This window comes from Delftia sp. PX-1 (genome assembly GCF_055797465.1).
The window spans coordinates 3605030-3617965 of record NZ_CP184763.1; the positions used below are offsets into that span (position 1 = coordinate 3605030).

Genomic DNA, 12936 nt, shown 5'->3' on the forward strand with positions numbered 1-12936 from the left:
CCATGTCTATGTCTGCGCATGCCATGGCCACCGCGCCGCTGCCGGATGAACTGGATGTGCTCGTCGTGGGCGCGGGACCGGCGGGCGCGGCCGTTGCCGCGCAACTGGCAGGGCATTGCCGCGTGGCGCTGGTAGGACGCGCCGTGCAGGCAGGGCGGGCCATTGGCGAAACCCTGCCCGCTGCGGCCCGGGTGATTCTGTCCGACCTGGGCGTGTGGGATGCGTTCGCGGCACAAGGCCATCGTCCTGCCTGGTCGCGGCGGTCACTGTGGGGAAGCTCCGAGGTCATCTTTCAGGACGCACTGTTCGACCCGCATGGCGCGGGCTGGCACCTGGACCGCAAGCGCTTCGACGCCATGCTGCTGGAGGCTGCGCGCAGCCGTGGCGTGCCCTGCCTGGTGCCCGCCACGCTGCGCAGCCTGCAGCGCCAGCCACCGGGCGCACCCATGCGCTGGCGCTGCCTGATCGATAGGGCGCAGGGCGACCCGGCGCACGGCCCGTTGGAGCTGTCCTGCCGCATCGTGGTCGATGCCACGGGCCGCGCGGCCCGGGTGGCCCGGCAGGCGGGTGCCGAGGTCCGCCGCGACGGCCGCCTGGTCTGTTTTCACGCCTGGGTGGAGCCGCCATCGCATGAGCATGCAGGCACCACCATGATCGAGTCGGATGCCGAAGGCTGGTGGTACAGCGCCGATCTGCCCGATGGCAGTTGCGTGATTGCCTGGCAGACCGATATCGACCTGCCCGAAGCCCGCCGCCTGCGCAGCACGGCGGATCTGCTGGACATGGCCGATCGCACGGCCCTGGTGGGCGCGCGCAGCGTGGGCAGCCAGGTGCTGGAGCCGTTGCGGGTGGCCGCCGCCCACGAGCAATGGCTGGATGCAGCCAGCGGGCCGGATTGGCTGGCCGTGGGCGATGCCTGCCTGTCCTTCGATCCGCTGGCATCGCAGGGCCTGCTCAATAGCCTGGTCACCGGCAGCGAGGCCGCCCTGGCCGTGCGCCGCAGCCTGGCGGGCGACGCCGGTGCGTTGCCTGCCTGGGATGCGTGGATCCGGCCGATACGCGCCGCGTACCGCAGCCATCACGAGCACTACTATGCGCTGGAGCCGCGCTGGGCGAACGAGACGTTCTGGGCCCGCCGCCAGCGGGCGCCGGAGGCGGGGACCGGAGCCGGCGTTATTGCCGCTCCAGCTTCGCCGTCTGAACGATGGCATTCCAGCGCTGGTACTCGGCCCGCGTGAATTCGCGGAAGGCCTTGGAGTCCAGCAGGCGCACTTCGCCGCCCAGCGCCGTCACCTTGGACTTGAAGTCGGCATGGCCCGCCACCTTGAGCGTGGCATCCTCCAGCCGCTTGACGATGGCTGCCGGCGTGCCCTTGGGCGCCAGCACGCCGTTCCAGGTGCCGGTCACGAAGGCGGGGTAGCCGCTTTCCTTCATGGTCGGCACATCGGGCAGGGCGGGCAGGCGCTGCTCCGAGGTCACGGCCAGGGCCTTGAGCTTGCCCGACTGCACAAAGGGCAGGGCGGGCGTCACGTTCTCGAAGATGAAATCGATCTGGCCGCCCAGCAGGTCGGTCAGGGCCGGCGCGCTACCCTTGTAGGGCACATGCACCATGTCCAGCTGGGTGGCGCTCTTGAACAGCTCGCCCGACAGGTGGACCGTGGAGCCGCTGCCCGGCGAGCCGTAGCTCATGCCGGTCTTTTGCGCGGCGGCGCGTGCCACCAGGTCCTTCACCGTCCTGGCCGGCGTGCGCGCCTCGTTGACCACCAGCACGTTGGGGATGGTGGTGACCAGGGCCACGTATTCGAAATCGCCCAGGTTCTTCTCGCTCAGGTTCTTGTACAGGCTCTGGTTGATGGCCTGGGTGCCGGCCGTGCCGAACAGCAGCGTATAGCCATCATTGGCCGCCGAAGCCACGCGGCTGGCGCCGATGGAGCCGTTGGCGCCGGAGATGTTTTCCACGATCACGGGCTGGCCCAGCGACTCGGACAGGCCCTGTGCCACCATGCGCGCCAGCACATCGGTATTGCCGCCAGGGGCGAAGGGCACGACCAGCTTGACCGGCCGGGTGGGATAGGCATCCGCCCAGGCCTGGGGCAGGGGCAGCAGCGTGGCGCCGAGCAGCGCGGCCGCGCGCAGGAATTGCTTGCGTGAAAGGGTACTGGGCATGGGGGATGTCTCCTTGTCGGTGTTTTTGGTGGCGCAGCGGCTGGGGCTGGCGGCGGATTTTTCAGGCGGGCCAATGCTGGGCGGTGGCTGTCTTGACGTCAATCAATGTTTTGGCAGGACGTCATGCGGCGGGCGAATGACCTGTCCGGCCTTGCTCGGCAAATGAGAAGGATTGCGTTGACATGCGCCCTTCATTGCGCCTGCCATCAGGGCGCAAGGCTCCTGGACTCGCCTGTGGCATGGACCGCACCGCTGCTGAATCCGTCTCCGGCGCTGCCGTGCAACTGCCCGCGAACATGCGGCTTTGCGGCGCCTGCGTGGACTTGCGTGGATCTGCGTGGACGTGCACGATGCGCCCCATGGCATGGGCCGGCGCCCGTTACGGCGCCGGGGTTGGGGCGGGCATTGCCGATGTCCATGCCGACGCCAATGCCGATGCAGCTCAGAAATCCGCCCTCAGGCTCACCGTCATGTTGCGCGGCTCGCCCCACCAGCCCTGGTTGTAGAAGCCGATCTGGCTGTAGTACTGCCGGTCCAGCAGGTTGTTGAGCTGCACGCTGGCCGACCAGGTGGGGTCGATGCGGTAGTGGGCCGAGAGGTTGACCACCAGGTAGCTGCCCTGGCCTACCTGCACGCTCTGGCGCAGCGGGTTGGTCACGTTCTGCCAGATGCGGCTTTGCCAGCGCAGGTTGCCGCCCAGGCTCAGGCCTTGCAGCGCACCCTCGAAGCTGCGCATGGCCATGAGCTTGACCAGGCTGCGCGGGTGCGTGGTGTTGAAGGCGGCGCCGCTGGCGCTGCGTGCCGTGTAGTGCGTGTAGCTGGCGCCCAGGCGCCAGCCCCGGGCCGGCTCGCCGCTGAGTTCCAGATCGATGCCGCGCACCTGGGCGCCCTTGACTCCCCGGTAGGCCTTCTGGTCCGTGGTGCCGTCGATGAATTCGCCCGTGTCCTGTGCCAGGTTGTCCTGGCGGGTCTGGAACAGCGCGGCAGAACCCTGCAGCCGGTCCTGCAGCCAGGAGCCCTTGAGGCCCAGCTCGAAGGCCTGGCCGGTGACGGGGTCCAGGATGCTGCCTTGCTTGTCGCGGTAGTTCTGGGGCGTGAAGATTTCCGTGTAGCTCAGGTAGGCCGTGTGCCGGGCATCGATGTCCCACAGCAGGCCGGCGTAGGGCGTGATTTCGTTGCTGTAGCGGTAGTCGCGCAGGCTGCCGAAGTAGTTCTGGCGCGTGGACCAGCGGCTCAGGCGGGCGCCGGCCACGGCCGTCCAGCCATCGGCCAGCGAGAAACGCCCCACGGCATAGCCGCCGCTTTGGCGCATGCGGCTGTCGTCGCCGCCGTTGGAGACGTCGGACCAGCCCGGCTCGGCCAGGCTGCCGTTGCGCCAGTCGAGGAAGTTGTCCGTGGCGGGCGGCGTGCCCAGCGGTGCGTAGCGGCGGATGTCGATGTCGTCGCGCACATGGTTTCAGCCCACGGCAATCTCGTGCTGGCGCCCGAACAGCGCGACCGGGCCGCTGGCCGTGAGGTGCAGGCTGTCGCGCGAGCGGTCGCCCCGGTATTTGATGAAGGAGTTGGCCATGCCCAGGCCGGTGCTGGCGTCCGGCGCGCCGCCCCGGTAGACGTAGCGCATGTCGTAGTTGCCGTCGTTGCGGCTGTAGGCGGCGCGCAGCAGCCAGCGGTTGTCCAGCCGGTGCGTCAGGTCCAGCGTGGCCGTGGTGTTCTCCGTGCCGAAATGCGACCAGCGCGTGTTGTTGGACACCGAGCGGTCGAAGGCCGTGCGGCTGCCGTCCGCATGGAACAGCGGAAAGCCGGCGCCCATGCCGGGACTGGTGTTCTTCTGGTATTCGAGGCTGGTGACGAGCCGGGTGGCGGGCGTCAGGGCCGCGCTGACCACGGCGTACAGGCCCTGCCTGCGCTGGCCGAAGTGGCTGACGTAGCTGTCGCTGTCCGATTGCACGGCCACGACGCGGCCATGCACGCGGCCTTCGCGGTCCAGCGGCAGGGACAGATCGGCCTCGGCGCGGCGCAGGTTCCAGCGGCCCAGCGTCAGCGAGGCATGGCCGCCCGCCGTCTCGCGCGGCTGCTTGCGCACGAAGTTCACCGTGGCCGACGGATCGCCCGAGCCATTGAGCAGGCCCGTGGCGCCGCGCACGATTTCCACGCGGTCGTAGAAGGCCGTGTCCATGTCGGTGGCGCCGAAGTTCCACAGGCTGTTGATGGGCGAGGCCAGCCCGTCGAACTGGAAGTTGCTGACGCCGAAGCCGCGCGAGGAAAACTGGTAGCGGTTGCTGTCGCTGCGGCTGACCGACAGGCCGGGCGCGGAGGCCTCCAGCGTCTGCGAGACCGTGAGCTGGCCTGCATCGTCCATGAGCTGGCGCGTGATCACGCTGACCGACTGCGGAGTTTCGCGTGCCGACAGTTGCAGGCCCGTGGCCGTGCCTGTGTAGCCGCTGGTATAGCGGGCCGTGCCTTCGGTGGTGCCGGCATCGGCGGCGGCGCGCACGGTGACGGTGCCCAGTTCGGTGTCGCCTTTCCTGGCAGCGGGCCTGTCCTCGTCGGCGGCCCAGACTGCTGGCGCAGGGGCGGCACAAAGGGCACAGATCAGCAGGGACAGGGGGGGCCGCGCGCCTTGTGGGTGTCGCGGGGCGGGGTTTTGGATGCGAATGCTCATCATTTCCATGGTCCTGGGCGTGAGCCCGGATTGTGGGAAATGTGCGCCGCCGCCGCCTGTTCCCGGCGACGCCAGTCCTATGGCTTGTGACGCAGGCTGCCTTGGCTGGGCGCGTGGCCGAAGCGCTGGCGAAAGGCCGTGGCGAAATTGCTGGCGTGCTGAAAGCCCACGCAGTCGGCCGCTTCCTGCACGCTCCAGCCCTGTGCCAGCCGCTCGCGCGCCAACTGCATGCGGCGCTCGCGCAGCCAGCCGAACACGGTCTGGCCGTAGGCGGCCTGGAATTTCTCACGCAGCGTGGTCGGGCTCATGCAGGCCAGGCGCGCCAGGTCCTGCAGGCTGTGCGCCCGGCCCGGCGCTGCATCCATGCACTCGCGCACGCGCTCCAGGCCGCGCCTGTCCCGGGGATGGATGCGCGGCAAGGGCGCAGGCCGCGGCTGCGCATGTGCCTGCAGTGCGCAGGCCAGCACCTGCAGCGCAATGCCTTCGCGGTGCAGCCGGGCCAGGCTGCCGCTCCAGACGCCATCGAGCAGCTGGCGCAGCGAGACGGCCAGGTGCTCGGGCAGCGACCAGGCATGCAGTGGCGGGCCGGGTTGCCGCATGGCCTGGTGCAGCAGCTCGGCCAGTTCGGCATCGGCGCAGGCCTCGGGCGCCTCGATGGACAGGTTGAAGCCGCGCACCGTCTGGCCTGCGGCATGTGTGGCCTTGAGAATCTCGGTGTCGCCGCACGAGAATGCCGCCGCCGCATGGCGCGTCACGCTCAGTGCACGGCGGGCGCCCGGCAACTGCAGCTCGGCCTGGCCGTCGAGCAGGACCACGGCGGTGAAGCGCCGCGGGTGCTCGGATGTGGATTCATAGCCGTGGTCGATGCGGATGTCGGAGCTGACCAGTTGCAGGCCCGAGGGCAGCTGGTGCTCCTGCACCTGCCCCTCGAAGATGCAATCGCTTTCGGAGACGGCAGAGAGAAAGCGCACGCTGAAACCGTGGCGCTGGCGCATGGCGTCGAGCTGCGCCGTGGTGTAGCGCTGGGAGGAGGAGGGCATGGGTGAGCGGAACAAATGGCCCGCAGCTGGATTCGAGAATGCTTCTCATTATCCGGGGCTGCAGGCCCGCTCGCCCACAAACCTCAGAGTTTGCGCAGCCGATCCAGTGCCGCGCGCAGCGTGCTGTCCTGCTTGGCAAAGCAAAAGCGCACCACGCGCTGGTCGAAGCCGTCGCCATAGAAGGCCGACAGCGGGATGGCGGCCACGCCGTGTTCCTTGACCAGCCACTGGCAGAACGCGGCTTCGTCCAGGTCCGACACGGCCGAGATGTCGGCGCAGACGAAGTAGGTTCCCGCCGTGGGCAGCAGGCGCAGGCGCGAGCCTTCCAGGCCCTGGCGGAACAGGTCGCGCTTGGCCTGGTAGAAGGCGGGCAGCTGAAGATAGGGCGCGGGGTCGGCCATGTAGCTGGCCAAGCCCGCCTGCATGGGCGTGTTGACGGTGAAGACGTTGAACTGGTGGACCTTGCGGAACTCGGCCGTGAGTGCGGCCGGCGCGGCGACGGTGCCCACCTTCCAGCCCGTGACATGGTAGGTCTTGCCGAAGCTGGAGACGATGAAGGCGCGCGCCGCCAGGCCGGCAAAGCGCGCGGCGCTCTGGTGCTGGCGGCCGTCGTAGACCATGTGCTCGTAGACCTCGTCACTGATCAGCAGCACGTCGGTGGGCGCCAGCAGCTCCTGCAGCTGCAGCATCTCGGCATCGCTCCAGATGGTGGCGCTGGGGTTGTGCGGGCTGTTGATGATCAAAAGCCGGGTGCGCGGCGTGATGGCGGCGGCAATTTTGGCGAAGTCGGGCTTGAAGCTGCCCGGCGTCAACGGTACGCGCACGGGCACGCCGCCGGCCAGCTCGATGTTGGGCACGTAGCTGTCGTAGCAGGGGTCGAGCACGATGACCTCGTCGCCAGCATGCACGGTGGCCAGGATGGCGGTGAGGATGGCCTGCGTGGCGCCGGCCGTGACCGTGATCTCGGTGCCTGCATCGTAGCTGCGGCCGTACAGCGCCTGCATCTTGTCGGCCATGGCCTGGCGCAGCTGGGGCAGGCCGGGCATGGGCGGGTACTGGTTGTGGCCGGCCTGCATGGCGGCCGTGACGGCATCGACCAGCCTGGGGTCGCAGCCGAAATCGGGAAAGCCCTGGCCCAGGTTCACCGCCTGGTGCTCGGCGGCCAGGGCCGACATGGTGGTGAAGATGGTCGTGCCCACATGGGGCAGGCGGCTGGGGAAGGCGGGCGTGCGGGGCGTGGCAGAAGTCATGGCGGAAACAGCGGACAGCGGGAGCGGACCCGCACTGCAGGTCCGGTGGGGCGGAGGATCAGAGTTCGTAGTCGTGCACGTGGCCGTTCATGGCGCGCATGATGAGATCGCGCGTCAGGCGGTCGCTGAGCAGTTCGGCGAATCGGTAGACGAAATTGCGCAGGTAGGCGCCGCGCTTGATGGCCACGCGTGCCACGCTCTGGCCGAATAGGTGGCCCATGGGGCGCACGACCAGGTCATTGACCGGGTCGTCGCGCATGGCCATTTCGGCCACGATGCCGATGCCCAGGCCCAGGCGCACATAGGTCTTGATCACGTCGGAGTCAATGGCCTCCAGCACGATGCGCGGACGCAGGCGGCGCGTGGCAAAGGCCTGGTCGATCTTGCCGCGACCCGTGAACGAAGGGTGGTAGGTGATCAGCGATTCGTGGGCGATGTCGTCCAGCGTGATGCGCTCTTTCTGCGCCAGCGGGTGGCCTGTGGGCATGACCAGCACGTGCTGCCATTCGTAGCAGGGCAGGGTGACGAGATCGGGGTAGTCGGCCAGGGATTCGGTGGCCATGCCGATGTCGGCCACCTCGTCGATGACCATGCGCGCCACCTCTGCCGGAGTGGCCTGGTGCAGGCTGATCGTGACCTTGGGATACAGGTCGCGCAGCCGTGCCACGGCAGGCGGAAGCACGTAACGGGCCTGTGTGTGGGTGGTGGCAATCGACAGCGTGCCGCTGTCCTGGGCGCTGTACTGCTCGCCGATGCGCTTGAGATTTCCGATCTCGCGCATGATGAGCTCGATGCTCTTGAGCACCTCCAGCCCGGGTTCGGTGATGCGCTTGAGGCGCTTGCCGTGGCGCGCAAAGATGTCGATGCCCAGCTCCTCCTCCAGCTCGATGATGGCCTTGGAGACGCCGGGCTGCGAGGTATGCAGGGCCTTGGCCGCCTCGGTGAGGTTGAGGTTGCGGCGCGCCGCTTCTTGGACGAATCGGAATTGGTGCAGGTTCATGGCGGTGACAGCAGGGTGCTGCGCGCCATTATGCTGCATTTATATAAAGAAGCGATTCGTTATTTCAGCTTCCCGGTGCGCCACGGGGCTCCGTGGCCACCAGTGCCAGTTCTGCCAGCAGGGCCGTGACACGCGGATGCTCGCCCACGGCCGGCTGCAGGTCCACGGCCACCTGCGGATGGGTATCGCTTATCTCCTGCACCAGCTTCGGGATGTCCTCGCGCGCATGCTTGCCCGTGCCAAGGAACAGGGGCAGCACGGTGATGTGCGTGGCGCCGGCCTCGACCAGCCCGCGCGCGGCGGTGGGCAGGTCGGGCGCGCAGGCCTCCAGGTAGGCGCAGGCGGCCAGGGATTGGGGATGCGTCTGCTGAACGGCCTTCAGCACGGCCTCGATGGGTTGGCGCCACAAGGCGTCGCGCGAGCCGTGTGCCAGCAGGATCAGTCCGGTCCTGCCGGCAGATGTTGTCTCGTTTTGCATGGCAACGGTCCTAGCGGCGCAGCACCAGCCAGGTGAAGGCCGTCAATGAAAGAAGGCTGTAGAGCAGGCCCGGCGCCGCAGCGGTCAGCCAGGGCGACCAGGTCTGCAGCGTGCCGATGTAGCCGAACACGTTGTTCAGCAGGAAGAAGCTGATGCCGGCCATGACGCCGCCGAACACATAGGCCGCGATGCCGCCCGAGCGGAAATGCAGGTAGGCGAAAGGCAGGGCCAGCACCACCATCACCAGGCAGCTCATCGGATAGAAGACCTTGCGCCAGAACTCGATCTCGTACTTCTGTGCAGCCTGGCCGTTGGCTTCCAGGTGGCGCACATACTGGAACAGCGAGATGGTGGACATGCGATCGGGCTTGAGCAAAGCGGCCGAGACCATCTCGGCGCTGATGCCCGTCTTCCAGTTCATGCTGTCTTCTTTCTCGCGCTGCAGCACCATGCCGCCGTCGGGCTTGGCCGTCAGGCGGCTGGCCTGCACGCCCTGGAGCATCCAGGATTCTCCGTCTTCGCTCACCTGCGCCGATTCCGCATGGATCTGGGCAGAGATGCGGCCCTGGCCGTCAAAGTCGAAGATGCGCACATTCGAGAAATCGCCGGGCCCGCGAATGGCACGCACGTTGATGGCAATGGAATGATCGCCCTGGCGCTCCTTGAGCCAGGCACCCGTGGCCCCGCGTGACAGCTGGGCCAGGTGGATGGCGCGTATGTTCTGGCCCGCGTTCTCGGCCGCAGGTGCCAGGTAGTCGCCGGTGCCGAAGGTGACCAGCACAAAGCCCAGGCCCAGCACCATCAGCGTGCGCAGCGCCAGCCAGGGGCCCATGCCGCTGGTGCGCATGATGGTGAATTCCGAACTCTGGGCAAAGCGCGCCATCACGTAGATGGTGCCGATCAGCACGGTGATGGGCATCAGCTCGTACAGGTGGCTGGGAATGCGCAGCACCACGAAAAGCAGCGCGTGCGTGATCTTGTAGCCGTTGTCGCCGCCGCGCCCGACCCATCGCAGCTCATCGACCAGATCGAAGAAGAAGAACAGCGCCAGGAAGGCCAGCGTCACATAGCCGACGGCCGCGATGATGTCGCGGTACAGCAGGTTTCTCAGAACTCTCATCATGGCACCGCCTTCGCGTCGTCCAGGGCAGTCGGCTTGCAGGGCCTGCGCCACAGATCGCGCGGCGACCAGCGCCTGTGCCGCACCAGTAGCACCAGCAGCGCCAGCAGCAACGTGCCGCCGTGCAGCAAGGCCGTCATGGCGGGCATGCTCAGCTTGCCCGAGGCCACCCAGTTCTCGCCCAGCGTCATGAGGTTGTAGTACACGATGAAGGCGAACAGCGCGAGCATGAGGCTGCCGCTGCCACCGGCACGCGGGTTCACGCTGGCCACGGCCAGGCCCAGGATCACGAAGTTCAGCGCCGCCAGAGGCAGGCCTATGCGCCAGCCCAGTTCGGCGCGGTAGATGGGTTCGGTGCGCGGCAGCAGCTCATGCGTGTACGTGCTGCGCGCGGCCATTTCCTCGGCGGCGGCCAGATTGTTGCCGCTGCCGAGCTGCGTGCCGTATTCCTTGAACTCGCTGATCTTCACCGAGCCGTCGCTGGTCTGCGTCTCCATGCGCTGGCCGTCGGTCAGCACGGCCATGCGTTCGCCCTTGACCACTTCCAGCCGCGCCCCGCGCGCCGAGGTCACGGACTCGCGCCCGCGCTCATTGGCCACGATGAACACATTGTTGGCAGCGGTGGCGCTGGGCACGTCCTTGTCGATGAAGAACACGCGCGAGCCGCCGGCAGACTCCTGGAACTCACCGGGAGCGATGCGGTCGATGTCGCTGCGCTGCTCGAACTGGGTCTTGATCTGCTCGATCTGCTGATTGGCCCAGGGCAGGATGCCCAGGCCCAGCACGGCGATCACGGCCAGCACCGGCCAGGCAAAGCGCAGCAGCGGGCGCAGCAGGCTGGCCAGTCCCTGGCCTGCGGCGAACCAGATCACCATCTCGCTGTCGCGGTACATGCGCGACAGCGAGCCGACCACGGCCACGAAAAGTCCCAGGCCCAGGATGGTGGGCAACTGGCCAAGCACCGTATATCCCATGACCAGCAGAACGTCGGAAGGGCTGACATTGCCCTTGTAAGCCTGACCCAGCGTGCGGATCAGCATCATGGTCATGACGACCGTGATCAGCACCACGACCGTGGCACCGAAGCTGCGGGCCAGCTCTTTGCGTATGGATGAATCGAATAACATTGGCTGAAAGGAAAACGCCGATTATGAACTTTGAACTGAAGCCGTTGACGACTGCCGCTGCAGTACGTGAAAAGTGTGACCTGTTGTTGGTGCTGGTGACCGAAGCCACGGCCACGGGCAGCGACGCGCTGTCCACCCTGGTCGCTCACGCGGTCAAGGCCGGAGATTTCGAAACGGCAGCCGGCAAGCAGTTGGCACTGTACGGCCTGCCGGCCGTGGCCGCCCGCCGCGTCGTGCTGCTGGGCGCGGGCAGCGGCTCGGCCCGCGACGTGCGCCAGGCCGTGGCAGGCGCAGGCTCGGCCCTCAAGGCAAGCGGCGTTGGCAAGGCCGTGCTGTGCTTCGGCTTCGAGGCCACGGGTGGCGCTGTTGCAGCAGCGGTGGTGGCCGCGGCCGATGCCTGCTACAGCTATACCCACACCAAGCCCCAGGCCAAGCCTGTGGCGCTCAAGAAGCTGGTGATCGCGGCGACGGGCGCCAGTGCCGCGTCCGGCAAGTCCGGCGACAAGAGCGGGGACAAGGGCGGCATCGCCGCCGCTTTCAAGATCGCCGTGGCCCAGGCCGAAGGCATGGCCCTGGCGCGCGAATGGGCCAATCGCCCGGCCAACCACGCCACTCCCATGCTGCTGGCCGACGCAGCCCGTGCCCTGGCCAAGCTGCCCGGCATCAGCTGCAAGATCCACGGCCCCGCCGAAGTCGCCAAGCTCGGCATGGGCGCCTTCATGGCCGTGGCCCAGGGGTCGGAGCAGCCGCTGCGCTTCATCGAGCTGCACTACAACGGCGGCGCCAAGGGCGCCGCGCCCGTGGTGCTGGTGGGCAAGGGCATTACCTTCGATACCGGCGGCATCTCGCTCAAGCCTGCCGCCGAAATGGACGAGATGAAGTTCGACATGGGCGGTGCCGCCAGCGTGCTGGGCGTGTTCCAGGCGCTGGCCCAGCTGCAGCCGGCCATCAACGTGGTCGGGCTCATTCCGGCCTCCGAGAACATGCCCGGAGGCGCAGCCGTCAAGCCGGGCGACGTGGTCACCAGCATGAGTGGCCAGACCATAGAAATCCTCAACACCGATGCCGAAGGCCGCCTCGTGCTCTGCGATGCGCTGACCTACGCCGCCCGCTTCAAGCCCCGCGCCATGGTGGACATCGCCACGCTGACCGGTGCCTGCGTCATCGCCCTGGGCGGGCTGCGCAGCGGCATGTTCTCGCCCAGCGACGAGCTGGCCCGTGCGCTGGAGCAGGCGGGCGATGCCGCGCTCGACCCGTGCTGGCGCATGCCGCTGGACGAGGAGTATGGCGAAGGCCTCAAGAGCAATTTCGCCGACATGGGCAATGTGGCAGGCCGCGCAGGTGGTGCGGTCACGGCGGCCAAGTTCCTGCAGCGCTTCGTGGGAGACATTCCCTGGGCTCATCTGGACATCGCCGGCACGGCCTGGAAGAGCGGCGCCGCCAAGGGCGGCACGGGCCGCCCCGTGGGCCTGCTGCTGCACTACCTGCTGGCCAGCGTCGATGCCGGCAAGGCGCCATCCAGGGCCGGCGCGCCCAAGTCGGTTGCGGCGCCCAAGGCCGGCTCTCCCAGCCGCCGCAAGGCAGCCGCTGCAGTCCAGCCGGAGCAGGCCTGATGGCATCGTCCCCATCCGCACGGGCCTGCGCGAAAGGAGCATCGCTTGACTGAAGTGGCGTTCCATTTCAACGCGCCTGACAAGCTGGCCTATGTGTGCCGTCTTGCGCGCAAGGCACTGCGGCATCGCACGCAACTGGTGGTGCTGGGATCTTCCGCGTCGCTCAAGGCCTTGTCGCCCAGGCTCTGGAGTGTCTCGCCCACCGATTTTCTTGCCCACGCCGTCGAAGGCGATGGGGCCGGCATTGTGGCCTTCTCGCCCATCGTGCTGCTGGAGCGGCTGGACAGCGCGCCGCACCACGACATGCTGGTGAATCTGGGCGGCGATGTGCCAGAAGGATTCGAGCGCTTTGCGCGTGTCGTTGAAGTGGTGTCTGCCACCGATGAGGAAGACCGGCATCTGGCCCGGCAGCGCTGGAAGCATTACGTGGCGCAGGGGATTTCCATCAAGCGCCATGACCTGGTCCTCAAGGAGTAAGCC

The 12936-nt window shown here is 67.7% G+C and carries 12 protein-coding genes; 3 read left to right on the forward strand and 9 right to left on the reverse strand.

All coding sequences use genetic code 11. From position 1 onward, the window contains the following. Positions 1-2: 2 nt before the first annotated feature. A complete protein-coding gene (locus ACN20X_RS16580; protein ID WP_223275126.1) occupies positions 3-1238 on the forward strand; it encodes an NAD(P)/FAD-dependent oxidoreductase in 1236 nt (411 codons plus the stop codon). Here the strand turns inward: ACN20X_RS16580 and ACN20X_RS16585 are convergent. From ACN20X_RS16585 to lptF, 9 genes are all read right to left on the reverse strand, one after another. After that, on the reverse strand, positions 1174-2166 hold the full coding sequence (locus ACN20X_RS16585) for a Bug family tripartite tricarboxylate transporter substrate binding protein (RefSeq protein ID WP_473041471.1): 993 nt from the start codon (positions 2164-2166) through the stop codon (positions 1174-1176). The genes ACN20X_RS16580 and ACN20X_RS16585 overlap by 65 nt on opposite strands. Positions 2167-2608: 442 nt before the next feature. Further along, positions 2609-3616: a TonB-dependent siderophore receptor gene (locus ACN20X_RS16590; RefSeq protein WP_473209623.1), complete on the reverse strand. Its 1008-nt coding sequence runs from the start codon at positions 3614-3616 to the stop codon at positions 2609-2611. A gap of 6 nt (positions 3617-3622) precedes the next feature. Continuing rightward, positions 3623-4828: a TonB-dependent siderophore receptor gene (locus ACN20X_RS16595; protein WP_473209624.1), complete on the reverse strand. Its 1206-nt coding sequence runs from the start codon at positions 4826-4828 to the stop codon at positions 3623-3625. Positions 4829-4905: 77 nt separating this feature from the next. Beyond that, on the reverse strand, positions 4906-5868 hold the full coding sequence (locus ACN20X_RS16600) for a helix-turn-helix transcriptional regulator (RefSeq protein ID WP_016453528.1): 963 nt from the start codon (positions 5866-5868) through the stop codon (positions 4906-4908). An 83-nt stretch (positions 5869-5951) separates the two neighbouring features. After that, positions 5952-7118: a pyridoxal phosphate-dependent aminotransferase gene (locus tag ACN20X_RS16605; protein WP_016453527.1), complete on the reverse strand. Its 1167-nt coding sequence runs from the start codon at positions 7116-7118 to the stop codon at positions 5952-5954. A gap of 58 nt (positions 7119-7176) precedes the next feature. Continuing rightward, positions 7177-8118: a CysB family HTH-type transcriptional regulator gene (locus tag ACN20X_RS16610; protein WP_016445880.1), complete on the reverse strand. Its 942-nt coding sequence runs from the start codon at positions 8116-8118 to the stop codon at positions 7177-7179. 64 nt (positions 8119-8182) lie between these two features. After that, positions 8183-8596, reverse strand: coding sequence for a sirohydrochlorin chelatase (locus ACN20X_RS16615; RefSeq protein ID WP_016445881.1), 414 nt, complete (start codon positions 8594-8596; stop codon positions 8183-8185). A gap of 10 nt (positions 8597-8606) precedes the next feature. Next, positions 8607-9716, reverse strand: coding sequence for an LPS export ABC transporter permease LptG (lptG, locus tag ACN20X_RS16620; RefSeq protein WP_017407657.1), 1110 nt, complete (start codon positions 9714-9716; stop codon positions 8607-8609). Next, a complete protein-coding gene (gene lptF / locus ACN20X_RS16625; RefSeq protein WP_016445883.1) occupies positions 9716-10843 on the reverse strand; it encodes an LPS export ABC transporter permease LptF in 1128 nt (375 codons plus the stop codon). Before lptF ends, lptG begins: the two co-directional genes overlap by 1 nt. Positions 10844-10866: 23 nt before the next feature. Here lptF and ACN20X_RS16630 point away from each other — a divergent pair, with 23 nt between their 5' ends. Then, the gene (locus ACN20X_RS16630; RefSeq protein WP_016445884.1) at positions 10867-12456 is read left to right on the forward strand and encodes a leucyl aminopeptidase; all 1590 of its coding nucleotides are present in this window, start codon (positions 10867-10869) and stop codon (positions 12454-12456) included. A gap of 45 nt (positions 12457-12501) precedes the next feature. Then, positions 12502-12933 carry a DNA polymerase III subunit chi gene (locus ACN20X_RS16635; RefSeq protein WP_016445885.1) on the forward strand — a complete coding sequence of 144 codons (432 nt, stop codon included), beginning with the start codon at positions 12502-12504 and terminating at the stop codon, positions 12931-12933. Positions 12934-12936: the final 3 nt, after the last annotated feature.

What these genes read in the sequence shown, in the direction of transcription:
- ACN20X_RS16585 (WP_473041471.1), bottom strand. Translation starts at nt 2,166, where the DNA reads ATGCCCAGTACCCTTTCACGCAAGCAATTCCTGCGCGCGGCCGCGCTG.
- lptF (WP_016445883.1), bottom strand. Translation starts at nt 10,843, where the DNA reads ATGTTATTCGATTCATCCATACGCAAAGAGCTGGCCCGCAGCTTCGGT.
- ACN20X_RS16580 (WP_223275126.1), top strand. Translation starts at nt 3, where the DNA reads ATGTCTATGTCTGCGCATGCCATGGCCACCGCGCCGCTGCCGGATGAA.
- ACN20X_RS16605 (WP_016453527.1), bottom strand. Translation starts at nt 7,118, where the DNA reads ATGACTTCTGCCACGCCCCGCACGCCCGCCTTCCCCAGCCGCCTGCCC.
- ACN20X_RS16615 (WP_016445881.1), bottom strand. Translation starts at nt 8,596, where the DNA reads ATGCAAAACGAGACAACATCTGCCGGCAGGACCGGACTGATCCTGCTG.
- ACN20X_RS16610 (WP_016445880.1), bottom strand. Translation starts at nt 8,118, where the DNA reads ATGAACCTGCACCAATTCCGATTCGTCCAAGAAGCGGCGCGCCGCAAC.
- ACN20X_RS16630 (WP_016445884.1), top strand. Translation starts at nt 10,867, where the DNA reads ATGAACTTTGAACTGAAGCCGTTGACGACTGCCGCTGCAGTACGTGAA.
- ACN20X_RS16595 (WP_473209624.1), bottom strand. Translation starts at nt 4,828, where the DNA reads ATGAGCATTCGCATCCAAAACCCCGCCCCGCGACACCCACAAGGCGCG.
- ACN20X_RS16600 (WP_016453528.1), bottom strand. Translation starts at nt 5,868, where the DNA reads ATGCCCTCCTCCTCCCAGCGCTACACCACGGCGCAGCTCGACGCCATG.
- lptG (WP_017407657.1), bottom strand. Translation starts at nt 9,716, where the DNA reads ATGAGAGTTCTGAGAAACCTGCTGTACCGCGACATCATCGCGGCCGTC.